The organism is Vibrio sp. 1151_11, from assembly GCF_029478525.1.
Lineage (GTDB): Bacteria > Pseudomonadota > Gammaproteobacteria > Enterobacterales > Vibrionaceae > Vibrio > Vibrio anguillarum.
Map to the genome: position 1 here is coordinate 1 of NZ_SHMN01000002.1, position 25,921 is coordinate 25,921.

Consider the following 25,921-nt stretch of genomic DNA (forward strand, 5'->3'; position numbering starts at 1 on the left):
AGCAATACATTTCGCCAATACTGTCGGAATTTAGTCAGCTCTATCCCGATGTGATCCCTTATCTATATTTGAACGATAACTTATCCAACTTGGCCGAGTCCGGCTTGGATATCGTTATCCGATACGGAGAGCTGGCCGACAGTAATCTTATCTCTCGTAAACTGGCGTCCAGTCGCCGAGTGCTTTGCGCTTCTCCTCAGTACTTGGCAAAGAAAGGCACGCCGATCACGCCACAAGATCTCGCTCAGCACGATTGTTTAGCCATGGTCCGCAGCAATGAAGAATTGAAAACCTGGCACTTTCAAGATGAAGATCAGCACAACGTCATTACTGTCGTGCCAAAGCGTTTTTCTGATGATGGCGAAGTGATTCGTCAATGGGCGTTAGATGGTGCTGGCATTGCGTTGAAATCGATTCTCGATGTGCAGGAAGACATCAAACAGCAGCGTTTAGTGACAGTGCTTAATGGTTACATGAAGAACTTCAATACATCGACCTCTTCAGCAGGTGCTGATTTGAATGTAATTTACCTAAGTAGAAAGTATCAACCGAGGCGAGTTCGTTTGTTTCTCGAGTTCTTGATTGAGCGCCTGTGTACCGTATTCGAAGATCAAATTCTGTAGGGGCTATACTCTAAAATGTTCGATTCAATCTAGATTTAGATACAAAAAAAGACGTCCTAGGACGTCTTTTTTCTTGAATTTGGCTCCCCCTGCAAGACTTGAACTTGCGACATACGGATTAACAGTCCGCCGTTCTACCGACTGAACTAAGGGGGAATTGCTTTGAGCGGTGCGAATGGTAGCGAGTGGGGTGTTCAGTGTCAACCTTTCCAGCCGAAGAAAAAGTAAAAATATTTCCCTGAAAATACTTTACTTTTCTGTACCCCTTATCGGCATTAGGCTAGGTTTAGTTATCCACCAAAATTGTGGATAAGTATGTTGATGAATCCTGAGCAATTCGTTTTATCAATGATTACTGAGTTATTGCTTTACTCACTCATTGAGTTTGTTTTATTCATAACACTATGTTTTGTATTTTATTTTTCGATTTATCAACTGAAATTATCAAACAACAATGAAAATGAATGAAGATAGGAAAAATGGAATGATTTTAAAAATTTGGGGAAAACAAGTGGATTATTTTTGAAAGTTAGGAGTGGTTTTTTACGAATCAGGCCGAAGATGGTAGCAAACGTATGGAGAAGAAACTAGCATTTTTTCAAAACAGGGGTGATTTACGACGCAACTATTTTGAACAATTACTTGCAACAAAACATGGCTAACAGCGAGAATGCCTATTCAGTTATAGAGGACAACGGCATTATGAGCAAAACGTTTGAATTGGTATCGGGCTATCAACCCTCAGGCGATCAACCTACGGCGATCAAGCAATTGTTTGATGGGCTAGATGCAGGTCTTGCTCATCAAACCTTATTGGGTGTGACGGGTTCAGGGAAAACATTCACCTTGGCTAATGTGATCGCCAAGGCGCAGCGTCCGGTTATCTTGTTGGCACCGAATAAAACGCTCGCAGCCCAGCTGTATGGTGAGATGAAGTCATTTTTCCCCAATAATGCGGTTGAGTATTTCGTCTCTTATTACGACTACTATCAGCCAGAGGCGTATGTACCGACCACGGACACATTTATAGAAAAAGATTCCTCGATTAACTCACACATAGAACAAATGCGACTCTCCGCGACTAAAGCGCTGCTTGAGCGTAAAGATGCGATTATTGTGGCTTCTGTATCGGCGATTTACGGTTTGGGTGATCCTGATTCTTATCTGAAAATGATGCTGCATGTTCGCCGTGGTGATGTGATGGATCAGCGCGACATTATCCGCCGTTTAGCCGAGCTCCAATACACACGTAACGATATGGCGTTTGAACGTGGTCAATTTAGAGTTCGTGGAGAGGTGATCGATATCTTTCCTGCGGAATCGGATTATGCGGCCGTGCGTGTTGAAATGTTCGATGATGAGGTGGATTGCATCAGTTTGTTTGACCCATTGACGGGCGCAATGATTCAGCGAGATCTTCCTCGCTATACCATCTATCCTAAAACGCACTATGTTACGCCAAGAGAGCGTATTGTCGATGCGATAGAGCACATCAAAGAGGAGCTACGAACTCGCCAAGCTTATCTGTTGGAAAACAATAAGCTACTCGAAGAGCAGCGCATATCGCAGCGTACTCAATTTGATATTGAAATGATGAATGAGCTCGGTTTTTGTTCAGGTATTGAAAACTATTCTCGTTATCTCAGTGGGCGAAAAGAGGGAGAGCCGCCTCCGACCCTGTTTGACTATCTACCGCATGACGGTTTATTGATTATCGACGAATCACACGTAACCGTGCCGCAAATTGGCGCGATGTTCAAAGGCGATCGTTCACGCAAAGAAACGTTAGTGGAGTTTGGTTTCCGGTTGCCTTCCGCTTTAGATAACCGTCCATTAAAGTTTGAAGAGTTCGAATCACTTGCGCCGCAGACGATTTTTGTTTCTGCTACCCCGGGCAACTATGAGCTAGAAAAATCAGCCGGACAAATTGTGGATCAAGTGGTGCGCCCAACCGGATTACTGGACCCCGTGCTGGAAGTACGACCAGTTGCAACACAAGTGGATGATGTGTTGTCAGAGATCCGCATTCGCTCAGCGAAAGATGAACGTGTGCTGATCACGACATTGACTAAACGCATGGCTGAAGACTTAACTGAGTATCTTCATGAACATGGGGTTAAGGTCAGATATCTGCACTCAGATATTGATACTGTTGAGCGGGTTGAGATTATTCGCGACCTTCGCCTAGGCGAGTTTGATGTGTTAGTGGGTATTAACTTACTGCGTGAAGGTTTGGATATGCCTGAAGTCTCTCTCGTCGCAATTCTTGATGCGGATAAAGAAGGCTTTCTACGTTCAGAACGTTCATTAATTCAGACCATTGGCCGTGCGGCACGTAACATTGAAGGCAAAGCGATTCTCTATGCTGACCGCATTACTAACTCAATGAAGAAAGCGATGGATGAGACCGATCGTCGCCGTGAAAAGCAGCAAGCACATAATGAAGAACAAGGGATAACACCTCAGGCGCTGAAACGTAATGTCAAAGATATTATGGAGTTAGGTGATATTACTAAGTCCAAGCAGCAGAGGATGAGCAAACAAGTACCTTTGTCTAAGGTGGCAGAAAGCTCGCAAACTTATGAAATATTCACGCCGCTACAACTGGAAAAAGAGATCGCCAAACTAGAAGGGTTAATGTACAAACACGCACAAAACCTAGAATTTGAATTGGCTGCCGAAAAGCGTGACCAAATTGAAAAACTGCGTCAGCAGTTCATTACCAACAGTTAAAAAAATAGCCAATAGAAAAAGGTCTATTGGCTGTTATTTGTGAACACTTTATTCACTAACAACGTCAGTTGGCTAGGTGACCCCTAAGGGTCATATTGAATAGAGCACATATCGTGCCAATTAATTTTATGCAAAAAGGGCTATTAACTAACGAATTAGTGCCTTTTTGTTATTTTATTTTGCAAAATGCGAACCTTAATGCAATAGTTAAGGCAAAGTGCAAAATAATAATGGCTAGAATATGCAACCTGACTTTTCTCTACAAAAGGCTAAATATCTTTTGATGGTGGAAGATACGGCTTCCGTTGCGGCGCTGTATCGTTCATACCTCACCCCCCTTGAAATCGATATCAATATTGTTGGTACAGGTCGTGATGCGATAGAGAGTTTAGCTCACCGAGAGCCGGACCTCATATTGCTGGATCTTCGATTACCCGATATGACGGGCATGGACGTTTTACATGCTGTGAGAAATCAATACCCCAATGTGCCTGTGATATTCATGACCGCTCATGGTTCCATTGATACCGCCGTGGAAGCGATGCGTCACGGTGCCCAAGATTTCTTGATCAAACCTTGTGAAGCAGACCGCTTGCGCGTCACGGTTAACAACGCCATACGTAAAGCTAGCAAACTAAAAAATGAGGCTGGTAACCCAGGTAATCAGAACTACCAAGGTTTTATCGGCAGCAGTCAAACCATGCAATCAGTCTATCGAACCATTGACTCAGCGGCCTCCAGTAAAGCCAGTATTTTTATTACTGGCGAAAGTGGCACGGGTAAAGAGGTGTGCGCAGAAGCGATTCATGCGGCCAGTAAGCGTGGCGATAAGCCCTTCATTGCGATTAACTGCGCTGCAATTCCTAAAGATTTAATAGAAAGCGAACTCTTTGGCCACGTGAAAGGCGCATTTACCGGCGCCGCGACCGATCGCCAAGGTGCTGCCGAGTTGGCTGATGGTGGCACACTGTTTTTGGATGAACTGTGTGAAATGGATTTGGATTTGCAGACCAAGCTGTTGCGCTTTATCCAAACGGGTACATTCCAGAAAGTGGGCTCATCGAAGATGAAAAGTGTCGATGTCCGTTTTGTCTGCGCTACCAACCGCGATCCTTGGAAAGAGGTGCAAGAGGGGCGTTTTCGTGAAGATTTGTACTATCGTCTTTATGTGATCCCATTGCATTTACCACCGCTACGCGAGCGAGGCGATGACGTTATTGAAATTGCTTACTCTTTGCTCGGCTTTATGTCTAAAGAAGAAGGCAAAGGTTTTGTCCGCTTAGCGCCAGAGGTTGTGGAGCGTTTTACGCGCTATGAATGGCCGGGTAATGTGCGTCAACTGCAAAACGTGTTGCGGAATGTGGTGGTATTGAACCACGGTAACGAGATCGAACTGAGCATGCTACCCCCACCGCTAAATCAAGTCGTGGATAACAAAATTCGATTAGCAAACTTAACGACGGAAACACGCAAGGAAAATATAACCGTGCACGATATTTTTCCTTTGTGGATGACGGAAAAACAAGCTATCGAACAAGCGATAGAAGCGTGTGATGGCAATATTCCTAAAGCAGCCAGTTATTTGGACGTTAGCCCTTCAACGATCTACCGCAAGCTGCAAGCGTGGAACAGTAGAGAGAACTCATAGAGATGGAACTGATCAATAAAAACAAAATTGCGCATTTGGCTCAAGAAATTGGAGAAGAGAATGTGCCAATATTGCTCGATATTTTTCTCAGCGAGCTGAGCGCCTATACACAGAAGCTAGCTGATCAAAATCTGCCGGATAAAATCGAATATTTAAAAGACATCAGCCATGCTCTAAAAAGCAGTGCCGCCAGCTTTGGTGCGGATAAACTGTGCGCTAAAGCGGTGGATATCGATAGCAAAGGAAAGGCAAACTGCATTTTTGATGAGGCTGAAGAAGTGGCGGCGATGCGCGCTCTTATCGAAGAGACGCATCGTTGCTATTGCCACTTGATGGATTAACTGCCACTTGATGGATTAGCTTGTGAGTTGATTCTCAATGGCTTTTTGAAGTTTAACTCGGTCGTGCCGCCAGTCACGATTGGATGATGCTAGCTCTGTAGTGACACAATGCCAGTGTTCAGCCAGCTCCGGATGTGGTGTATCGCCGATCACCACATCGATTTTTCGCGCGTGGCAGGCGCGCTCACACCATTCCAATTTCTGCCGTAGCGACATGCGACCAGCAGGTCCTTGCTCGGGAGACAAGTTCTCAACAAAAATCAGCTTTGCTTTTACGTTTTGCTCAATGGCATTGCCAATTTCGGGCAGCAGTAGTGGTGGCATCACACTGGTGAGAAAGCTTCCCGGGCCAAGGATGATGCAGTCTGCTGCACTGATGGCGAGTATGGCTTCTTTGGTTGCTGGCACTTCAGGTGATAAATCTAAGCGCCTTAAATCTTCCGTCATCTCGTCCACGTTCGTTTCACCCGTGACCCAGTGACCATCCATAGAAAGTGCACTAAGATCAGAAGGATGCTCTGACATAGGTAAAATATTAACATCGACTTTGAGCATGTTGCGGATCAAGTTGATCGCGTCTAAAGGGCGCACAGATAGGTTATCTAATGCAGTCAGCATCAAATTACCGAGATTATGGCCATTGAGTTCTCCCGCACCTTTAAAGCGATATTCAAACATCATCGAACTGATGGAAGGCTCAGTGATCAACTGGTTGATACAGTTACGTGTATCGCCCCATGCAATGCCACCTTGGCAGTGGCGAATGCGCCCAGTGGAACCGCCGTTATCTGTGGTGGTTACAATCCCTGTCGCATTGGAGCCAAAATCTTTTAACGCCGCTAGCATGCGTCCAAGCCCATGTCCTCCGCCAATGGCGACGACTTTCTTTGAAGTGTATAGAGTCATCTGTTCTTCTTATTTTTTAATAATTAACTACAATTTAAATCAGCTTGTTCACAACCCATACTCATTAGGAGGTAAATTGGGTAATGGACTCTTTTTTTTTACGATAAGGGTAGAATCACTTACTAATATTAAGTATTTTACTTATCAGCTGCTGTAGAGATAGTTAATTATACTACCTCAACGGCTGCCATAGCTCCGAGCTTAACTGGCTAAGTCTCATTTTTGTGAGATAGGGTGGTTAAGCCAGTGGTCTAATACCACAAGGGCATAATTGGAAATGATTATGCCTCCCGTATTTGGAAAGGTGTTCCGTGGCGCAACAGTTCGAAGATAGATTCCAACGTAAATTTTATTATTTACGTTTATCTGTTACAGATGTCTGTAACTTTAAATGCACATATTGCCTGCCTGATGGTTATCAACCTTCGGGGCAGAAAAACTCGTCTTTTTTAACCCTTCCTGAAATACAACGCGTCGTGCGAGCGTTTGCCGACTGTGGTACGTCGAAAGTACGCATCACAGGGGGGGAGCCGACTTTGCGTAAAGACTTTAACGACATTATTGCTTGTGTGGCGAATACCGCTGGTATAGAGAAAGTGGCGACCACCACCAACGGTTACCGTATGGCCAAACAAGTACAAGGTTGGCAATCGGCTGGGTTAACGCATATCAATGTCAGTGTCGATAGTCTTGATCCAAGAATGTTCCACCAAATCACGGGTGAAAACAAATTTACGCAAGTGATGGCGGGGATTGATCGCGCTTTTGAAGTCGGTTACCAGCAAGTTAAAGTCAACGTTGTGCTGTTAAAAGACCTTAATCATCAGCAGTTACCTGCTTTTTTAGATTGGATTAAACATCGCCCTATTCAACTTCGTTTTATTGAACTAATGCAAACTGGTGAAATGGACTCGCTGTTTGAGCGTCACCATATTTCAGGTGTTGCCATTCGTAATCAACTGATTGCCAATGGTTGGGTGCTGAAAACCCGAGCTCACAATGATGGGCCAGCGCAAGTATTTGTTCATGCCGATTACCAAGGTGAAATCGGCCTTATCATGCCGTATGAGAAAAACTTTTGTCATAGCTGCAACCGCTTACGTGTTTCGGCAAAGGGGAAGTTACACCTGTGCCTTTTCGGTGATCAAGGCGTTGAATTGCGCGATCTGCTCGCTCAAGATAATCAACAGCAAGCCTTAATTGAGCGCATTCAAGCGCAATTACAGACCAAGTCGGTCAGCCATTTTTTACAAGATGGCAATACGGGTATGACACCTAATCTCGCCTCCATTGGCGGCTAATGGCGGCTAAATTCTTTTTGTCACTGGCTATTGTTTAGCGGGTGATGTGGGTACACATTTGAACAGTAGGTGAACACATGGGTCACGCAGAAAGCGCATTTCAACCAGCACATATTGCCGTACTGACGGTTTCAGATACTCGTACTGAAGAAAACGATACTTCAGGCGGTTACTTAGCTGAGCAACTTCAACAAGCGGGACACATTCTGGCCGATAAGCAGATTGTTATTGATGATCAGTATAAAATTCGCGCGATTGTTTCTCAGTGGATCGCGGATGAAAACGTGCAAGCCGTGCTGATCACGGGTGGAACGGGTTTTACCTCACGCGACAGCACACCAGAGGCATTAAAGCCCTTGTTTGATAAAGAAGTGGAAGGTTTTGGCGAGCTGTTCCGATTGGTCTCTTACGATGAAATTGGCACTTCAACCATTCAGTCTCGCGCCATTGCAGGTTTTGCCAACCATACGGTTATTTTTGCCATGCCAGGTTCAACAGGAGCGTGCAAAACCGGTTGGACAAAAATCATCAAACAGCAGTTAGATGCCAGCCATCGCCCATGCAACTTTATGCCACATCTTTCGGTTTAACGGGGTTTCAATGAGCGAATTTACTCATATTAATGCCTCAGGCGAAGCCAATATGGTCGATGTCTCTGCCAAGGCTGAAACCGTACGTGAAGCACGTGCGGAAGCCTTTGTGAAGATGTCACCACAAACGCTGCAACTGATCCTTTCTGGGCAACACCACAAAGGTGATGTGTTTGCCACCGCGAGAATTGCGGGCATTCAAGCGGCGAAGAAAACATCGGATTTAATCCCACTGTGCCACCCATTGCTGCTTACTAAAGTAGAAGTGCAGCTTGAAGCCATCGAAGCACAAAGCAAAGTTCGAATTGAATCATTGTGTAAATTAACCGGTAAAACAGGGGTTGAAATGGAAGCCTTAACCGCGGCATCGGTGGCGGCGTTAACCATTTACGACATGTGTAAAGCAGTACAAAAAGATATCGTGATTGAACAAGTGCGCTTACTTGAAAAAAGCGGCGGGAAATCGGGTTACTTTAGCGCTCAGCCACAACAAAAGGTCACGCATGATTAATGTCCTCTTTTTTGCTCAAACTCGTGAGTTGATCGGCCAAGACAGCATTCAACTCAAGGCACAGTTTGCTACGGTTGAAGCACTGCGTAGCCACTTAGCCTCGCAGCCTGGGAAATGGGATTTAGCCTTGCAACCGGGAAAACTGCTGGTGGCAGTCAATCAAACCATCGTTGCCTTTGATTACCCGTTAAGTGATGGTGATGAAGTGGCTTTTTTTCCTCCAGTAACCGGAGGCTAGTGATGGATAGTCGTATTTCCGTTCAAATATCAGATTTCTCGGTAGACGCAGAATACCGTGATTTGTCGCAAGGTACTTCCGCTGGCGCTGTGGTTACCTTTATTGGCAAAGTTCGTGATATGAATTTAGGTGATAATGTTATTGGCTTAACGCTTGAGCACTATCCGGGAATGACAGAAAAAGCTTTGAGTGATATTTGTGATCAGGCTCAGGCACGTTGGCCGGTGCAAAAAATCCGTGTGATCCACCGAATCGGTGATTTAGATATTGGCGATCAAATCGTGTTTGTAGGCGTGTCGAGCTCACATCGTGGTGCGGCTTTTGAGGCGTGCGAATTCGTTATGGATTACCTTAAAGCCAAAGCACCGTTTTGGAAGAAAGAGCGCACCACCGAACAAACACGCTGGGTGGAGTCTCGAGATTCAGATGCACAAGCCGCGCAGCGTTGGGCTAATCATCACACCATCGACTAAGCCTTGTGTAGTATATGAATAGTTCCGCGCTGTTGATTCTTCGCGTGAAACAGCGCCTTATCGGCCGTTGATACAAACTGTTCTGGCGTCATGCCAGTCGGTATGTGTTCGCAATATTGGATGCCGATAGTAATCGATACATACAATGAGACATGAGAATAGCGGTGAGGGATTTGCAGCTCTCTCACTTCATTAAGTAGTTGCAATGCTTTTTGCTCGCACTGTTTAATATCAATATCCGCAATAAACAGTAGAAATTCATCTCCTCCATAGCGAAAGCAGAGGTCATCTTTACGTTTCCAATGCTGCAGAGTGCTCGCTATCTTGCGCAACACAGTATCGCCATTCACATGGCCATAATGGTCGTTATATTCTTTGAAGCAATCTAAGTCGATCATGAAAATTGCAGCACTACTTTGCTCACGCTTGATCTTATCTAACGCTTTGGGCAGCAATGAGTCCATCGCATAACGGTTATAGACCTGAGTTAAATGATCCACATTGGTCAGTTTTTCTAACTCAAGTTGGTGTATAGAAAGCCGCTCTAACGTGCGCTTATAAGCGGTAATATTTCTCACAATCCATAGCACGTACTCAGTATTTTTCAGCGGGATGACCAATGCGTTAAAAAACTGAATATCGATAGGGCCAGAGCTGCCTTTAAATTGAGCTATCACCCTTAGGTCGAGATCGTATTCAAACTCTCGCATTTGTCCGTTATCAATGACTTCTTGGATAATTTGATGAAACCAAGCGGCTTTTTTTTCGGGTAATACCTGGTATAGATTGAGGCCAATGAGAACCCTTGGGTCGTGGTGTCGGCTGCGATCCGTTCCTCCTAAGGCCTCCACATATACGCCATCGCGGTTAATCAGAAAAGTGGGTTCGGGTAATGACTCCAACAAGCTGCGCATCAGTGCTGGGTTTTCTATAATCTCGGAAAACAGTGGCGAATTCACCATGCCCAGTCCTTATTAATACAACGGTCAATGTTTAAGATATAAATGATATTAACTGTAAAATCTTGCGAGACATCGTGTTCTTAACGTGTTGTTTGATTCAAAAATGAGACGTTTTGATAAAAGATTTTGCCATTTACCCTTGATGAAAATTAACTATTTGTAATATCGATAGTTTGTGCCGATGAGCAAAATCGATTTTTTCCATTTAGCAAAACGGTGAAATTAGTCAACACTTAACTTAAGGCAGCATACCGTTGCAACCAAGGAGACAGATATGCAATCGCTAATAGTTAAAGACTATATGACATTACAAGCCATCACCTTCAAACCGGACATGCCAATGACTGCGGCTTTAGAAAAAGTGATGCGTTCGGAGCATCTTGGTGGTCCTGTTATTAACGACCAAGAACAAGTGATTGGCTTTCTATCAGAGCAGGATTTGCTCGATAAATTGGTGAAGGTGAGTTATTTCTGTGAAGACACCCATTTAGTCCGTGACTGCATGCACCCTGAAGTGCTGTCCGTTTCATCAGATACTTCGATTATTGAGCTTGCTGACATGATGAAAGTAGGAAAACCGAAAGTTTATCCTGTGATCGATCAAGGTAAATTGGTTGGCATTATTACGCGCAGAGATGTACTGAGAGCATTAGGGAAAAACTTAACGCATTGTTTTAAAAAACCAACATAGCAAACTATACCCTTCCTACTTGAAGCTGCAGCGGTGTTGGCTACGTTCGTTCACCCCAATCACATAGTTTGCCTATGCTCATGGGGACTCACTCACTTGCCCCTACCTGCAACTCCAAGTTGTTTGGGTATATCAGCAGTAATAAATAAAATTCTAGAGGTGCAGTGCACCTCTTTTTCATCGAATCAAGGTGAATGTGCGTTAAGTTCAGGTTTAATAAAAAGGCGCTTGACATTAGAGTTGACTCCAAGGTTTAAGCTTTGTGCATCAGAGAAGGAGAATCCTATGTGTACAAAACATCAAGCTTGCTGCTCTACAAAAAACGGCATGGCAAACCCGCAGCCGGTGTCATGCGCTAGCCTCAAAATTAACGCGATTAAAGCAGCAGGCGTTAATTCAGATGAAGAGGCGTGCTGCGGGTCACAAGACTGCGCCAGCAATGATCCTGATGATGAACCCGCGCAGCTCACGCCAGTTGAAACACAGTTTAACCAAAGCTGGAAAATTGAAGGGATGGATTGCCCATCTTGCGCACGTAAGGTTGAAACGGCGCTTAAAAAAGTGGGTAATGTGATCGACGCCAAAGTGCTGTTTGCCACTGAAAAATTGGTGGTTAAGTTTAATACCGAAGAGGTAGCGCTTGAAATAGAGCAAGCGGTTCGTAACGCAGGTTTTACGGCTCACCGCATTGATGCGGCTAATCCAGTTTCTGCCCCCATTCATAGTGACTGGAAGTCGGTCATAAAACAGAACGTGCAGATCCTCTCCATTGCTGGCGCTATGATACTCGCCGCTATTGTGCAGCCTTATTTCCCTCAAATCAGCGATGGGATGTTCATTTTGACCTGCCTTGCAGGTTTGTATCCTATCGGCAAAAAAGCGATTCAACTGGCACGCTCAGGCACACCCTTTGCGATTGAAACCTTAATGAGCGTTGCGGCGCTCGGAGCGCTCTATCTTGGTGAAACGGTTGAAGCGGCGATGGTGCTATTACTCTTCCTCATCGGAGAGCGGCTAGAAGCTTTTGCCGCTTCTAAAGCGCGTAGCGGTGTACAAGCTTTAATGGCACTGGTGCCTGAAACGGCAACAAAAATTGTGGCAGGAGAACGCATCACGGTGGCAGCACATGAGCTAAAACCGGGGGATGTAGTGGAAGTTTCTCCCGGCTCTCGGCTACCTGCGGATGGTCAATTGCACGAAGCGTCGGCCAGCTTTGATGAGAGTGCGTTAACGGGCGAATCACTGCCTGTCGAACGTTATCAAGGTGATAATGTCATGGCGGGTGCTGTGGTTGCGGATCAGGTGGTGCGTTTCACCATCACGTCCAAACAGGGTGAAAACGCGATTGACCGCATTTTGCATCTGATTGAAGAAGCGGAATCTCGCAAAGCGCCGTTAGAACGTTTTCTTGATAAATTTAGTCGCTGGTATACCCCATTAATGATGTTGGTTTCATTAGCCGTGGTTGTGATACCGCCGACACTGTTTGCGCAGCCATGGGAAACATGGGTTTACCGTGGCTTAGCCTTACTGCTGATTGCTTGTCCATGTGCGTTGGTTATCTCAACTCCGGCGGCCATTACTTCTGGCCTTGCCGCAGCGGCGCGTCGTGGTGCACTGATCAAAGGGGGCGCGGCGCTCGAACAGCTTGGAAAAATAGAGAGTATTGCTTTTGATAAAACAGGCACTTTGACTAAAGGTAAACCGGAAGTCACGGATGTGGTTGCGCTCAATGGCTGGAATGAGGAGCAATTATTGCGCTATGTCGCAGCGGTTGAAATGGGCTCGAGCCATCCTCTGGCAACCTCTTTAGTGAAAAAAGTGCAAGCAATGGCTTTGCCCATTCCAGAAGCGATAGACAAGCGAGCATTAGTTGGCAGTGGGGTTTCAGGGGTTGTGGAAGGGAAATCACTGCGCGTATTAGCGCCAAGCAAAGCGAATGTTGCGTTTTCTGATGCATTTAGCGCGCAAGTGGAAGCGCTAGAGATGCAAGGCAAAACAGTGGTGGTGGTTTTTGAGCAAGAGAGCATTGTTGGTTTAATTGCATGGCAAGATACCTTGCGTGAAGATGCCAAAGCCGCCATTGAAGCACTGCATCGTTTGGGGATCGACACTATCATGCTCACTGGCGATAACCCTAGAAGCGCTGCGACGATGAGCGCTCAATTAGGGATAGATTTCAAAGCCAGTTTATTACCGCAAGATAAAGTGGAATACATTCAACAGTTGGCGCAGAGAAAACAGGTGGCGATGGTCGGGGATGGCATTAATGATGCGCCTGCAATGAAAGCGGCCAGCATTGGTATTGCGATGGGGGGTGGTACCGATGTTGCGTTGGAAACGGCCGATGCGGCAATTACTCACAATCGATTGGCCGAGCTCGCCACCATGATCGAGCTATCACAAGCTACACTCGCCAATATTCGCCAGAATGTCACGCTAGCGCTAGGCTTAAAAAGTATCTTTTTAGTCACGAGTTTACTCGGTATTACGGGCTTATGGGTGGCGGTGCTGGCCGATAGTGGAGCTACCGCGTTAGTAACGCTCAATGCGTTGCGTCTATTGAAATTTAAAAAATAGTCCGAGGCTAAAAACCAAAAAGCTCAGTAAGGCATGGCGAGTCGTTATCTCTCATGCCTGTTGGGTTTGCACCCTATTGTGGTAATAGTGTGAAATGCGTCGATATTGCGCTTGTATTTTGTTACGCAGTATTGGAAATCATCTTTTAGGGTTGGGTGTTATTTCATCAATCTTGCTGTTTTTTGTGATGCAAACCGTTTTTATGAGAATGTGTTCGTTACATTGCGTCATTCATTGTGAATTTGATCACTCTTTGTTGGTGCGTGGTCCGCTAGAGTAGCTGCATACCCGATGTATATCTATGAGCTGAACAAGCCGCAATAAGGAGTCACTTATGTCTCAAGCCGTTTTCCATCTAGGTGTTACCGAAGCCGATCTGAATGGTGCTACTTTGGCCATTATCCCTGGGGATCCAGCCCGCGTACAAAAAATCGCTGAAGAGATGGAAAATCCAGTCTTTCTTGCTAGCCACCGTGAATACACTGTGTACCGCGCAGAGTTAGACGGTAAGCCAGTCGTTGTTTGTTCTACTGGTATCGGTGGTCCTTCTACGTCTATTGCGGTTGAAGAGCTTGCTCAACTTGGCGTGCGTACTTTCCTACGCGTAGGTACTACTGGTGCAATCCAACCTCATGTCAATGTGGGTGATATGATTGTCAGCACAGGTTCGGTGCGCCTTGACGGTGCAAGTTTGCACTTTGCGCCAATGGAATTCCCTGCTGTGGCTGATTTCGATGTCGCCACTGCAATGAAAGCGGCTGTAGTGGAAAGTGGTGCAACCGTGCACATGGGCGTTACCGCATCAAGTGATACTTTCTACCCAGGCCAAGAGCGTTATGACACCTTCACTGGTCGTGTTGTGCGCCGTTTCCAAGGCTCAATGAAAGAGTGGCAAGACATGGGCGTATTGAACTTTGAGATGGAATCCGCCACTTTGCTAACCATGTGTGCGAGCTCAGGTTTGAAAGCAGGTTGTGTGGCTGGTGTGATCATCAACCGTACTCAAAAAGAGATCCCAGATCACGCGACACTCAAAGAGACCGAGGCTCGTTCAATCAAAGTGGTTGTCGAAGCTGCGCGTAAAATGCTGTAATTGAGTTCTGAATTTACACTGATGTATCTATGTACACGGTGAGTGATTAGGCCACTTTTGAATAAAGTGGCCTTTTTACTTTCTAAATAATCACCAGTCAAACAGTCACCAGCTAAACAATTACTCACTAAGCAATCGCCAATTTAGGCAACGGAATGTACAAGCTCTCGGTTAAGTCGCTGAGCATCTGGTCGTAAACGTGAGAGATGCTGAGTGAAATATCCGAAGTGATTTGGTACATCGCTCCAGCTTCTATTTGAAAGGCAGGATGATCATGCAGTTCGCTCAGGCTATGCAGCGCGGCTGAGCAGCTTGGCGAAGCTACCGTTAAAGGGCTGATTAAGGCGAGTTGATTCATCCTACGCCTGGCAACCTCACTATAATGCTGCAAGCGTATGCGGCCATCTTGAGTATCCATTTCATCAATGCTGATGCGTAACTGAGTTAGCGCGTCCATCGCATCAATGACCTGTTGCCAATTAACATGGTATTCATCGCTGAGATCTTCGCGGTTGGATTCCACCAACCAAGCCAGTATCACCTCATCCATTAAGAACATACAGTGACGAATTATTTTACCATGCATCATTTGGTTACGAGCCACAGAGCGCTCTGGCCACTCCTTCATGAGTGCTTTAAGCTTAATTTGCAGCACACGGTACATTGGTTTGTTGTCAAAGTGTGCGATAGCAATTAAGTGATTACTTTTTTCGTATAGCGTATCTTGCAATTCATTCAACTCAGTGTCGCGTCTTTGACCAGAGGCTAGTGTTTGATGGGTAATGTTACGGTGCTGACGGCATAAAAACAGTAGCTGGCGAAGGTCGATCAGCAGTTGATATTTACGTTGTAATGTGGATTCACGCTGTTTTGCCAGATAAAACATCAGCCACAATATACCGATAGAGATAAGCATTGAGATAAAAACAAACATAACCAACTCCTTGTTAATGTTATACCAATCTAGAGTTAGCAGGGTTAATGCCAGTTTTTTATTTGTTTAAATTCAATTGCTTATGTATTTTCGCGTTGAAGTGATGCATCTTATTGGTGCGTTTTGAACTAAAAGTGTGAGCTGGATCGATTTTGAGCAGTATGGTGATAAAAAATCCCCAACACAGAGCGTGTTGGGGATGCTATCGTGAAGATTGATGTATTACAGGATGCGCATGCCAGCTTGAGCACCTTCATGTGGCTCAAGAATCCATAGCTCGCTGCCACCAGGGCCTGCGGCTAAGATCATGCCTTCTGACATACCAAACTTCATTTTACGCGGTTTGAGGTTCGCTACCATGACGGTGTACTTGCCTACTAACTCTTCGGGTGAATAAGCGGCTTTAATACCGGAAAACACTTGGCGAGTTTCGCCACCAATATCTAATTGGAATTTGAGCAATTTGTCCGCTTTTGGCACCGCTTCGCAAGCGATGATCTTAGCAACGCGTAAGTCCACTTTAGCAAAATCATCAAATTCGATTTCAGCTGCAATAGGGTCTTTACTTAGCTCAGTTTCAACTGTGGTTGGTTGCGCGCTCTCAATCGCGGCTTTTTCTGCTGCCGCTTCTTCTTTAGACGCTTCAATCATCGCTTCAACGTGTTTCGGATCAATGCGATTAAACAGCGCTTTGAATGGCGTGAGCGTATGGCTTGTTAATGGTGTTTGTACGCCTTCCCAAGTGAGTTCTTGGTTTAAGAATGCTTCGGTACGCGCCGCTAGTGCTGGCATTACAGGTTTTAAGTAAGTCATTAATACGCGGAATAGGTTGATACCCACTGAGCAAATGTCTTGTAGCTCTTGCTCTTGACCTTCTTGTTTAGCCACAACCCAAGGCGCTTTTTCATCCACGTATTGGTTCGCTTTGTCCGCCAATGCGGTGATTTCACGAATGGCACGGTTAAATTCACGGCTTTCGTAAAGATCAGCAATGCGATCCGCTGCTGCGGCAAATTCTGCGTACAGCTCTGGTTCGGCAAAGGTTGCAGACAACTGATTTTCAAAACGTTTGGTGATGAAGCCTGCATTACGCGATGCAAGGTTGACGATTTTATTGACCACATCGGCGTTCACACGTTGGGTGAAATCCTCAAGGTTCAAATCAAGATCGTCGATACGGCTATTGAGTTTTGCAGCGTAGTAGTAGCGTAAGCATTCTGGGTCTAGGTGGTTTAAGTAAGTGCTTGCTTTGACAAACGTTCCTTTAGACTTCGACATCTTCGCGCCATTGACAGTGACATAACCGTGAACGAAAACGTTATTAGGCTTACGGAAACCACTGCCATCAAGCATCGCTGGCCAGAATAGGCTGTGGAAGTAAACAATATCTTTACCGATGAAATGGTACAGTTCGGTTTTACTGTCTTTATTCCAGTATTCGTCAAAGTCTAAGTCATCGCGTTTGTTACATAGGTTTTTAAATGAACCCATGTAGCCGATAGGCGCGTCTAACCACACGTAGAAGAATTTGTTCTTTTCGCCGGGGATTTCAAAGCCAAAGTATGGCGCATCACGTGAAATATCCCACTGTTGCAGGCCGCCTTCGAACCACTCTTGCATTTTATTGGCGGTTTCTGTTTGTAGCGAGCCAGAGCGAGTCCACTCTTTGAGCATGCTTTCAAATTGAGGAAGGTCAAAGAAGAAATGCTCGGAATCCTTCATTACTGGTGTCGCGCCAGAAACGGCCGATTTCGGGTTGATAAGCTCTGTTGGGCTATAGGTTTCGCCACACGCATCGCAGTTATCACCGTATTGATCTTCTGACTTACATTTTGGGCAAGTGCCTTTCACGAAGCGATCAGGCAAGAACATCTCTTTTTCTGGGTCAAACAGCTGAGAAATGGTGCGGCTTGAAATGAAGCCATTTTTTTTCAGCTCAAGATAAATGTGAGAAGCCAGCTCGCGGTTCTCTTCGCTGTGAGTGCTGTGATAATTGTCAAAGCTGATATCAAAACCTGCAAAATCTTTTTGGTGCTCTTCACTTACTGCGGCGATCATCTCTTCAGGTGTAATACCCATCTGTTGTGCTTTAAGCATAATTGGCGTGCCGTGAGCATCGTCTGCACAGATGAAGTTTACAGTGTTGCCGCGTAGGCGTTGGTAACGAACCCAAATGTCAGCTTGGATATGCTCAAGCATATGACCAAGGTGGATCGAACCGTTAGCGTACGGAAGGGCACAAGTTACCAGCAGTTTCCTTGAAGAAACGTTTCTTGGGTCAGTCGCCATACTTAATATTCGCTTTTTTGATAGGTATGAAAAATAGAGACCAATACTACCTTATGCAGCGAGCGACTCCAAGGCGTGAGCCTAAGGAATCCCGCAACTTTTTTGGGGTTCAGTCTGACAATAGAGAGTGATAGCATGAGCAAAAAGGAGAAGCTATGCAGCCGTTCACATCTAAACAAGATTTTTGCGATTGGTTAAACCAATTTGAACACCCTCATCTTATTGCGGGGTGGGCAAACCAACCGCATTGGGTTTCGGTTACAACAGCGGGGCGTTTGACGGTTCATATTCCATTTGCCGCTAAAAATTTGCTGAATGAGCTTTCCGAATGGGTCCTCTCCAAGCAGCAAACCGATGCGCTTGCTCCATTCAGTGTTGAGATAATCATTGCGCCGAAAGCGCTAGCGACGACGGTAGCTCATAGTGTTAATGGTGTTAAAAATATTATTGCGGTGACTTCAGCTAAAGGGGGCGTCGGCAAATCAACCACCGCCGTCAATCTTGCTCTAGCCATTGCTCAATCTGGGGCGAAAGTTGGCTTGTTGGATGCGGATATTTATGGCCCTTCAGTGCCAATGATGCTTGGCAAGCAAGAAGCAAAGCCAGATGTGCGTGATAATAAGTGGATGCAGCCAGTTGAGGCATTTGGCATTTTCAGCCATTCGATTGGCTATTTGGTTGATAAATCTGAAGCGGCGATTTGGCGCGGGCCGATGGCATCGAAAGCACTGGCGCAACTGCTCAATGAAACCGAGTGGCCAGATGTGGATTATCTGGTCATCGACATGCCACCGGGGACAGGTGATATTCAACTCACCTTGTCACAACAAATTCCGGTAACGGGCGCGGTGATCGTCACCACTCCGCAAGATCTGGCATTAGCGGATGCGCGCAAAGGGGCGGCCATGTTCGAAAAAGTCGACGTTCCGGTTATCGGGCTTATTGAAAATATGAGCTATCACATCTGCAGTCATTGTGGAGAGAAAGAGCATATCTTTGGTGTCGGTGGCGCGCAGAAACTGGCCAGTGAATATGGGTTGGCGCTGCTTGCACAAATTCCTCTGCACATTGCCCTGCGTGAAGACATCGACCAAGGTCGTCCTACCGTGGTTGCTCAACCAGAAAGTGAGCATACACAGCGTTATCTTCAACTGGCGGAACGAGTCTGTTCAAGCCTATATTGGCAAGGAAAGCCTAAGCCAGATGCAATCAGTTTTACATTGGTAGACTAGTGTTGGTCCACAGTGCTGTGAAAGTAGCACTGTGGTGATCTCTTCTGAAATGCGACGAAAACGTTTGCTTGGTAGTTTGTTATTCAAACCTCTTCCAAAGTCCAAATCGAGACTGGTATCAGGGGGTTGAAGTCCCTATAATCGGCCAGTTTATCTATTTTCATCACCAAACCATCACCGGGTGCAAAAATAATGTCTGAGAATAATCAATGCGTCATCGTAGGTATTGCTGGCGCTTCAGCTTCTGGAAAAAGCCTGATTGCAAGCACGATTTATAACGAACTTCGTGCCAAAGTAGGCGACCACCAAATTGGTGTGATTACGGAAGATTGCTATTACAACGACCAAAGCCATCTCAGTATGGAAGAGCGCGTTAAGACAAACTACGACCACCCGAATGCACTTGACCATGATCTACTTTGCCAACATTTAGAACAATTAACCCGTGGCGAAGCGGTTGAAGTGCCAGAGTACAGCTACACTGAGCATACTCGCACCGCGAATACAACGCTATTAACACCCAAGAAAGTGATTATTTTAGAAGGTATTTTACTGCTGACAGACCCACGTTTACGTGACTTAATGCATGCGACCGTATTTATGGACACTCCGCTGGATATCTGTTTATTACGCCGAGTGAAGCGTGATGTAGAAGAGCGCGGCCGCACCATGGATTCGGTATTGAAGCAATACCAAAAAACGGTTCGCCCTATGTTTATGCAGTTTATCGAACCGTCAAAACAGTACGCGGACATTATCGTTCCTCGTGGCGGTAAAAACCGTATCGCCATTGATGTATTAAAAGCCCACATCGCGAAATTGTTGAAATCTTAACTTTTGTGGTCTTTATTTTTAAGCAGACAAGTGGCACTTTAGGTGCCACTTTCTTTTTCTAATTAAGCAAGGAAAAAGCTGATGAAAAAACTGTTTCTTTTCATTGCCATTATTATCGGTGCGTTAATCGCTGCCGCGCTCGCACTTGTCCTGTTGGTCAATCCTAACCAATTTAAGCCCTTGATTGTAGAACAAGCCAAACAGAAAACGGGGTTGGACTTAGTCATTGAAGGAGATATCAGTTGGAGTTTCTTCCCTTCGCTTGGCTTTGAGTTGGGCAAAACTGAACTCAGAAATCCACAAGGTTTCAGCGCTCCAAACCTGTTTAAAGTCGATCAAGTTGGTATTGAAATTTCGGTGATGCCATTGCTGGATAAGCAACTGGAAATTGGCAACATCCGCCTAAATGGTGCTGAGTTCCATCTTGAAACTCTTAAAGATGGCCGTTCAAACTTAGATAGCTTAACTCAAGCCGCGCCTCAACCAGCCGCCTCTTCCGCCGTAAACGAAACAAAACCAGCACAAGAAGAGACAAGCAGCGTCAATGCGAGCAACCCTGTTCAAGAGTGGACGATTAACTTAGCGGGCGTTAGCGTCGAAAACGCATTACTGGAAATACAAGACCGCAAAGCCGGTACACATACCAAGCTGTATGACGTGGCGGTCAATCTTTCAGAGTTTGCGGTGGATAAATGGACGTCAGCAACTTTTGCCGCCAAAGGTAAAAATAACCAACAAAACTTTGCCGCAGAAGGGCGAGCTAAATTCAAATTAACCGCTGGTTTCAAGGATTATGCGCTGAAGAACGTTGTGCTTGATGCGAGCTTTAGTGACCCATCAAACCAGATTGATTCTGCGAAGATTGAATTAGCCACGTTCGAGTTTGATAAGAAGAATGCGCTGTCATTCAGCGTGAAAGGAAAGGTAGCGGATTTAAAACTTGATGCGAAGGGGAGTGCGCAACTGACTCTCGATAAAGCCATGAGCTTGGTGAAGATTGATACGCTGGTGCTGGATACCAATCTAGAAGGAACCAGTTTGCCACAAAGCCCAATGCAGATCGGTTTAACTTCGAACATTCGTTTTGATCTCTCTAAAAACCAACTGGATGTCTTACTCAGTAAATTAACCGCAAATGCATTAGAATTTGATGGTGATGTCAAAGTGACGTTGGCTGAGTTCCCTAAAATCCGCTTCAATATGCATAGCCCAAATATCGATTTGGATGAATTTTTAGGGCTTGCGAATCCAGCAACGGCAAGCAGTGCCGTGAGTGAAAGTAAGGCATCGTCAGGCTCAACGTCAGCAGCGCCTGCTACGGTGAGCGCTGAAGTGGAACCGGATCTCAGTGCATTAAAAACGTTGGATGTGCAAGGCAAGGTCACCATAGACAAGTTCAAAGCTAATAATGCTCGATTACAGAATGTGCAAACCAGCTTTAGCGTCGATCGTGGCATCGTGAATTTAACCTCATTCAGTGCCAACCTTTACCAAGGTACTATTCAGGCGACCGCTCAACTGGATGCAACCAAAGTACCTGCCACTTATAGCGCTAAAAAAAGCGTTAAGGGAGTACAGGTGCTGCCGCTATTAAAAGATGTACTCAATAATGAGATGTTACAAGGCACGGGTAACATCGATGTGGATGTAAAAGGTCGCAGTTTGACGCCAACGGGCATTCAACAAAACCTTGTCGGAACCGTGAACATCAACTTTGCCGATGGTGCAGTCAACGGTATTAATGTCGCTCACCTTATCCGTAGCAATTACGCCAAAATTAAAGGTAACAAAGTTGATGACGACCCAGTGAAGAAAACCGATTTTAGCGCCATGACCGCTACGCTGAAATTGAACAAAGGGGAAGTCACCACCAATAACCTCGCCATGCAATCACCACTGTTGCGTATTCGTGGTGAGGGTAAAGCGAATTATCTGCAACAAACGGTTGATTTCTTGGTGAGCACTTCTGTGGTGGGAACGCTAGAGGGGCAAGGTGGCAAAGACATCGATGAGCTGCGAGACGTCACGATTCCTATCAACATCTCAGGTCAATGGAGCGATCCTCAATTCAAATTGGTTTTTGATGATGTGCTAAGACAAAAAGCGGAAAAAGAGATTGACCGTGGCTTGGAAAAGCTCGGCGTTGAGATAAAAGACGAGAAAACCAAGAAAGCGGTTGATGGCTTATTAAAAAGTCTTTTTAAGTAATTTACTGGGTTGATTTCATTATGATTGATCAAGCCTCCTCAATTTAGAGGAGGCTTTTTTATCACCAGTCGATGCCTTTTCGTGCTTTGATGCCCGACTCAAAGGCGTGTTTCACATTTTTGACTTCCGACACCGTATCGGCGATTTCAATCAAGCTGCGGTGTGCTCCTCGACCCGTGATCACCACCGACTGCATTGTTGGCCGTGTTGTTAAGGCTTCAATCACTTCGTCTAATTCGATATAGCCATAGCTCACCATGTAGGTCAGCTCATCAAACAACACCACATCAATCGACTCATCTTTAAGCATGCGTTTGCACTCTTGCCAAACCCCTTGCGCCGCTGCGGTATCGGCTTCTTTGTTTTGTGTTTCCCAAGTAAAGCCCGTCGCCATGACTTGAAATTCGACGCCCAGTTTTTCAAGCAGATTACGTTCACCGTTTTCCCAGGTTCCTTTAATGAACTGGGCTACCGAACATTTCAAACCGTGGCCAACAGCGCGCGCAATGGTGCCAAAACCTGAAGTAGATTTCCCTTTGCCATTTCCAGTAATGATCAATAACAACCCTTTCTCTTGCTGGGCCGCGGCAATTCGTGCATCGACTTGCTCTTTTACTTTCTGTTGTCTCGCTTTATGGCGTTCATTTTTAATTTCTTCAGTCGACATGCTCAATCCTGTTCATTAATAGCGTTGTCGCTATCATAGCTCAACTACTCGGCAGCAAAAACCATCGAAATTACAAGGAATAAAAAAGCCAGAGCAGTGCTCTGGCCTTCTGGAGTGTTTCTAATGAGTTTAGAAGCGGTAATTGGCTTGTGCGCCGATAAGCCAAACATTACCCGTCGTTGTACCAGAAAATTGGCCTCCAACGGCTTGCGCTGCATCATCTGAAGCATAACCACGAGATTCCACAATGTTGGCATCTTTGGCAAAAATGTAAGTAAAGCCAGTGTCTACGGTGAATTGTTCCGTGAAGGCATACTCCGCACCAACGCTTAACCAAGTTCGATCAGTTTCAGGGATGGTAATGGTACGGTTTTTATCGTTAACTGCCGCCATATCGTAAGCAATGCCTGTACGCAGTGCTAATTTTGCATCGACTTGGTAAGTAGCACCCAGAGCAAAACGGTAATTGTCTTCCCAGTTTTCTTCTTTAACCATCACCGAGCCAAGAGTGTTTAAATCCGCTTCAAGCTTTTCGAAACTGCTCCAATCGGTCCAGTTAATACTGGCATGTAGTGCCAGCTGTTCACTTAGTTGGTGGTAGCTAGCCAGTTCAGCGGTGGCAGGCATAGTGAGCATCATTGAACCTGTATCATTCACTACCTTGCCCGATTCTTTCGAAAATATATTCGCTGTGCCAGTAAGCTTTAGGTCAACTTCGGATTTATAAGTAAAGCCAATGCGATTGCTATCATTGATCTGCCATGCCGTACCCACTTGCCAACCCCAAGCTTTATCTTCACCTTCCATGTACTTTAGTGTTGTACCTTGTGGAAGAGGCTTAGTTTGAGCCGGAGAGGTCGCACCGAAATGGCCTTCTCCAATCACATAACGAATGCCACCGCCAACGGTAACCGCATCAGTGAGTTGGTAGCCGATGTTGGCATTGACTTCCATTGTTTTAACCATCGCTTGATTACCAAAATGGCTCGCGCTGAAATTACGGTCAAGCTCGGTCTCCATGCCATAGTTAGTACCGAGTGCTAAACCTAGTACCATTTTATCGTTCACTTGATGTGAGAGGTAAAAATTGGGGATGACGGCATCATTTGCGAAGTCATTTGAGCTTGCTTCTAATGCGCCGTTGATTTTTCCATTCACATCAACATTCGGATTAACGTAAATTGCACCAACAGAAATTTGCGTACCTTTCAAATAAGTCAGCATGGCAGGGTTACGCCATTGTGCACTGGCGTTATCAGCCATAGCCGCTTCACCGGCGTAAGCACGCCCGAGGCCCGTTGCAGAGTATTCTGCCAATTGGAAACCGGCGGCTTGAGATGCGTTTGATACGCTGAATAGTCCACATGCCACTGCAAGTGAAAGAAGAGTTTTATTTGATTTCATTATAATGTTCGCTGAAATATTTGAATTCGGTGTGGGGATTTTAAGGTTAGAGCTAATGCTTTAAAAATATAAAGCAGTGAATTTGTTGTTTTTGAAATTAAAATCCATTAAAGGCTTAATTATAAGCGTAATACTCTGCTTGTTATGAAAGTGTTTCTGATTTTTGGCGAACACTTGTAGTGTGGTTTAAGACCCAAAAGGTACAGTTGTTAGCTGAATTAGGCGAGGAGATGATATTACAAGCATTAAAAAGGGCTGGAAAACCAGCCCTTTATTGACGCTATGCTAATAAACGTTGCGCTTAGAAGCTGCGGCTATATTGTAAGCCGACTAGGATTGCATCTGCGTGAGTCGTTGCCGTCAAAACAGTACCAGCCGAATTCTCAGTCACTTGCACATCCTTACCAAGTAGGTAAGTGAAACCAAAGTCTACATTAGATCGCTCATCAACTTCGTAAGTAAAACCAGCAGAGAGCCATTGGCGATCTGAGTCTGGCACTGAGACTGAAGTTAAAGAATCTTGTGCGCTGGTGTCATACATATAACCAGCACGTAAAGTCCAATCGCTGTTTAGGTAGTAAGTTCCACCTATCGCATAGTGCCAACCGTCTTGCCATTTATACTCTTTATCATAGCTACCATTAGTTAGAGCACCTACTGTTGAACGAGAAGAATCTAAATTTCTAAAATCAATTTTGTCGAATGAACTCCAACCAATCCATTGGACACTATAATGCACTGCAAACTGTGTCTCTTTGATTTTATGAAAACCAGAGAATTCAGCAATATCAGGCAATGGTAGGGTAATTTCTTGTCCATAATCGTCCTTAGCTGTGAATTCAGGACTGTAGTGGTATCCGAAGCCAAATCGATTATTTTCATCTAATTCATACACCGTACCCAAATTAAATCCGACCGCCCAGCCATCAGCTTTGTCGACATTTATTAATGAGGTTCCCTTAGCTGGAATAACCTTACTTCCAATTATCATTGTATTGGCAGGAAATCCCTCGCCTGTTGTACGCTTCATGGTGCCTTGACCATAAATTAAATCTAACCCGGCCCCTATACTCCATGATGAGTTTATACGGTATGAACCAGCCAAACCGAAATTAAAACTTTTAACATCGGTTAAGCCTCCATACTCTGCCGCAGGGTAGTTATCAGAAAATTCTGTTTTGGTACCAAAGTTAGTATAAGCGTTTACACCCCAAGCAAATTTATCGTCCACAGGAACAACTAGATGGATGTTTGGTGCAATGGATGTTCCGCCAACGTCATCAGTGTCTTCGATATCGATAGCGTTTTTGAAAACGCCTGTATATTGAGTGTTTTTTACATCAATCATCGTTGTGATGGATTCAAAGCCCAAAGAGAGTGAGGTTTCATCAAACAACGCCATTGCGGCAGGGTTACGAGCCATCACCGATGCGTTATCGGCAATAACAGCATCACCAGCAAATGCACGACCTAGGCCAGTCGCAGATTGTGCATTGAGCTGAAAGCCCGCTGCCAGTGCTTGTTGTGAAGCGAGAGCTACCGTTACGGCAAGTAACGATTTTTTAAACAGACGCGTCTTGTTCATGGTGCTTTTCCTTTTTGATTTCATCGCCTCTAATGGACGTTGTTTTTGAGCAAATGCTCAATTGGTGGCTGATACTAG

22 protein-coding genes, 1 tRNA gene and 1 riboswitch are annotated in these 25,921 nt (G+C 45.3%); of the genes, 15 read left to right on the forward strand and 8 right to left on the reverse strand.

Going from position 1 to position 25,921, the window contains the following annotated elements:
* Positions 1 to 623 (forward strand): substrate binding domain-containing protein (locus EXZ60_RS01875; RefSeq protein WP_277435201.1); only part of this gene is annotated, 623 nt, incomplete at its 5' end.
* Between the two features lie 80 nt (positions 624 to 703).
* Here the strand turns inward: EXZ60_RS01875 and EXZ60_RS01880 are convergent.
* Positions 704 to 779, reverse strand: a tRNA-Asn gene (locus tag EXZ60_RS01880).
* Between the two features lie 546 nt (positions 780 to 1,325).
* Between EXZ60_RS01880 and uvrB the strand changes: the two genes are divergently transcribed.
* From uvrB to luxU, 3 genes are all read left to right on the forward strand, one after another.
* Positions 1,326 to 3,356, forward strand: coding sequence for an excinuclease ABC subunit UvrB (gene uvrB, locus EXZ60_RS01885; RefSeq protein WP_029189720.1), 2,031 nt, complete (start codon positions 1,326 to 1,328; stop codon positions 3,354 to 3,356).
* A gap of 241 nt (positions 3,357 to 3,597) precedes the next feature.
* Positions 3,598 to 5,004 carry a quorum-sensing sigma-54 dependent transcriptional regulator LuxO gene (gene luxO / locus EXZ60_RS01890; RefSeq protein ID WP_026027308.1) on the forward strand — a complete coding sequence of 469 codons (1,407 nt, stop codon included), beginning with the start codon at positions 3,598 to 3,600 and terminating at the stop codon, positions 5,002 to 5,004.
* Between the two features lie 2 nt (positions 5,005 to 5,006).
* Complete coding sequence (gene luxU / locus EXZ60_RS01895) at positions 5,007 to 5,345, forward strand: quorum-sensing phosphorelay protein LuxU (RefSeq protein WP_013857261.1); 339 nt, start codon at positions 5,007 to 5,009, stop codon at positions 5,343 to 5,345.
* Between the two features lie 15 nt (positions 5,346 to 5,360).
* On the opposite strand, the gene EXZ60_RS01900 is transcribed toward luxU, so the two are convergent.
* On the reverse strand, positions 5,361 to 6,251 hold the full coding sequence (locus EXZ60_RS01900; protein ID WP_013857260.1) for a YvcK family protein: 891 nt from the start codon (positions 6,249 to 6,251) through the stop codon (positions 5,361 to 5,363).
* A gap of 179 nt (positions 6,252 to 6,430) precedes the next feature.
* A riboswitch (molybdenum cofactor riboswitch) is annotated at positions 6,431 to 6,574 on the forward strand.
* Between EXZ60_RS01900 and moaA the strand changes: the two genes are divergently transcribed.
* The 5 genes from moaA (at position 6,563) to moaE (ending at position 9,364) form a co-directional block, all read left to right on the forward strand.
* On the forward strand, positions 6,563 to 7,552 hold the full coding sequence (gene moaA / locus EXZ60_RS01905; protein WP_010320683.1) for a GTP 3',8-cyclase MoaA: 990 nt from the start codon (positions 6,563 to 6,565) through the stop codon (positions 7,550 to 7,552). It overlaps the preceding riboswitch by 12 nt.
* A 77-nt stretch (positions 7,553 to 7,629) precedes the next feature.
* Positions 7,630 to 8,142, forward strand: a complete 513-nt coding sequence (gene moaB, locus EXZ60_RS01910; RefSeq protein ID WP_010320682.1) for a molybdenum cofactor biosynthesis protein B — start codon at positions 7,630 to 7,632, stop codon at positions 8,140 to 8,142.
* A 10-nt stretch (positions 8,143 to 8,152) separates the two neighbouring features.
* Positions 8,153 to 8,653, forward strand: coding sequence for a cyclic pyranopterin monophosphate synthase MoaC (gene moaC / locus EXZ60_RS01915; protein ID WP_258428469.1), 501 nt, complete (start codon positions 8,153 to 8,155; stop codon positions 8,651 to 8,653).
* A complete protein-coding gene (gene moaD, locus EXZ60_RS01920; RefSeq protein WP_010320680.1) occupies positions 8,646 to 8,891 on the forward strand; it encodes a molybdopterin synthase sulfur carrier subunit in 246 nt (81 codons plus the stop codon). The genes moaC and moaD overlap by 8 nt, the downstream gene beginning before the upstream one ends.
* 2 nt (positions 8,892 to 8,893) lie before the next feature.
* Positions 8,894 to 9,364, forward strand: coding sequence for a molybdopterin synthase catalytic subunit MoaE (gene moaE, locus EXZ60_RS01925; protein ID WP_038148363.1), 471 nt, complete (start codon positions 8,894 to 8,896; stop codon positions 9,362 to 9,364).
* Here the strand turns inward: moaE and EXZ60_RS01930 are convergent.
* The gene (locus EXZ60_RS01930; RefSeq protein ID WP_277435202.1) at positions 9,361 to 10,326 is read right to left on the reverse strand and encodes a sensor domain-containing diguanylate cyclase; all 966 of its coding nucleotides are present in this window, start codon (positions 10,324 to 10,326) and stop codon (positions 9,361 to 9,363) included. The two genes, moaE and EXZ60_RS01930, sit on opposite strands and share 4 nt — an antisense overlap.
* 274 nt (positions 10,327 to 10,600) lie before the next feature.
* Here EXZ60_RS01930 and EXZ60_RS01935 point away from each other — a divergent pair, with 274 nt between their 5' ends.
* The 3 genes from EXZ60_RS01935 (at position 10,601) to udp (ending at position 14,690) form a co-directional block, all read left to right on the forward strand.
* The gene (locus tag EXZ60_RS01935; RefSeq protein WP_013857256.1) at positions 10,601 to 11,017 is read left to right on the forward strand and encodes a CBS domain-containing protein; all 417 of its coding nucleotides are present in this window, start codon (positions 10,601 to 10,603) and stop codon (positions 11,015 to 11,017) included.
* Positions 11,018 to 11,302: 285 nt separating this feature from the next.
* Positions 11,303 to 13,597 (forward strand): zinc/cadmium/mercury/lead-transporting ATPase, encoded by a 2,295-nt coding sequence (locus EXZ60_RS01940; protein WP_277435203.1) that lies wholly within the window; start codon positions 11,303 to 11,305, stop codon positions 13,595 to 13,597.
* A 334-nt stretch (positions 13,598 to 13,931) separates the two neighbouring features.
* A complete protein-coding gene (udp, locus tag EXZ60_RS01945) occupies positions 13,932 to 14,690 on the forward strand; it encodes a uridine phosphorylase (RefSeq protein ID WP_010320675.1) in 759 nt (252 codons plus the stop codon).
* Between the two features lie 127 nt (positions 14,691 to 14,817).
* Here udp and EXZ60_RS01950 read toward each other — a convergent pair whose 3' ends face one another.
* On the reverse strand, positions 14,818 to 15,630 hold the full coding sequence (locus EXZ60_RS01950; protein WP_194575215.1) for a hypothetical protein: 813 nt from the start codon (positions 15,628 to 15,630) through the stop codon (positions 14,818 to 14,820).
* Positions 15,631 to 15,846: 216 nt separating this feature from the next.
* The gene (gene metG / locus EXZ60_RS01955; RefSeq protein ID WP_013857253.1) at positions 15,847 to 17,913 is read right to left on the reverse strand and encodes a methionine--tRNA ligase; all 2,067 of its coding nucleotides are present in this window, start codon (positions 17,911 to 17,913) and stop codon (positions 15,847 to 15,849) included.
* 155 nt (positions 17,914 to 18,068) lie between these two features.
* On the opposite strand from metG, the gene apbC reads away from it, so the two are divergent.
* From apbC to EXZ60_RS01970, 3 genes are all read left to right on the forward strand, one after another.
* A complete protein-coding gene (apbC, locus tag EXZ60_RS01960; protein WP_277435204.1) occupies positions 18,069 to 19,145 on the forward strand; it encodes an iron-sulfur cluster carrier protein ApbC in 1,077 nt (358 codons plus the stop codon).
* Between the two features lie 192 nt (positions 19,146 to 19,337).
* On the forward strand, positions 19,338 to 19,979 hold the full coding sequence (udk, locus tag EXZ60_RS01965; RefSeq protein WP_010320672.1) for a uridine kinase: 642 nt from the start codon (positions 19,338 to 19,340) through the stop codon (positions 19,977 to 19,979).
* A gap of 81 nt (positions 19,980 to 20,060) precedes the next feature.
* Positions 20,061 to 22,187, forward strand: a complete 2,127-nt coding sequence (locus EXZ60_RS01970) for an AsmA family protein (RefSeq protein WP_277435205.1) — start codon at positions 20,061 to 20,063, stop codon at positions 22,185 to 22,187.
* A gap of 61 nt (positions 22,188 to 22,248) precedes the next feature.
* On the opposite strand, the gene cobO is transcribed toward EXZ60_RS01970, so the two are convergent.
* The 3 genes from cobO to EXZ60_RS01985 all read right to left on the reverse strand — a co-directional run bounded on the left by cobO (position 22,249) and on the right by EXZ60_RS01985 (position 25,843).
* On the reverse strand, positions 22,249 to 22,854 hold the full coding sequence (gene cobO, locus EXZ60_RS01975; protein WP_026028813.1) for a cob(I)yrinic acid a,c-diamide adenosyltransferase: 606 nt from the start codon (positions 22,852 to 22,854) through the stop codon (positions 22,249 to 22,251).
* 129 nt (positions 22,855 to 22,983) lie between these two features.
* The gene (locus EXZ60_RS01980; protein WP_026028225.1) at positions 22,984 to 24,258 is read right to left on the reverse strand and encodes an outer membrane protein transport protein; all 1,275 of its coding nucleotides are present in this window, start codon (positions 24,256 to 24,258) and stop codon (positions 22,984 to 22,986) included.
* 301 nt (positions 24,259 to 24,559) lie between these two features.
* Entirely contained in the window at positions 24,560 to 25,843 is a 1,284-nt protein-coding gene (locus EXZ60_RS01985) for an outer membrane protein transport protein (RefSeq protein WP_026027727.1), read from the reverse strand.
* Positions 25,844 to 25,921: the final 78 nt, after the last annotated feature.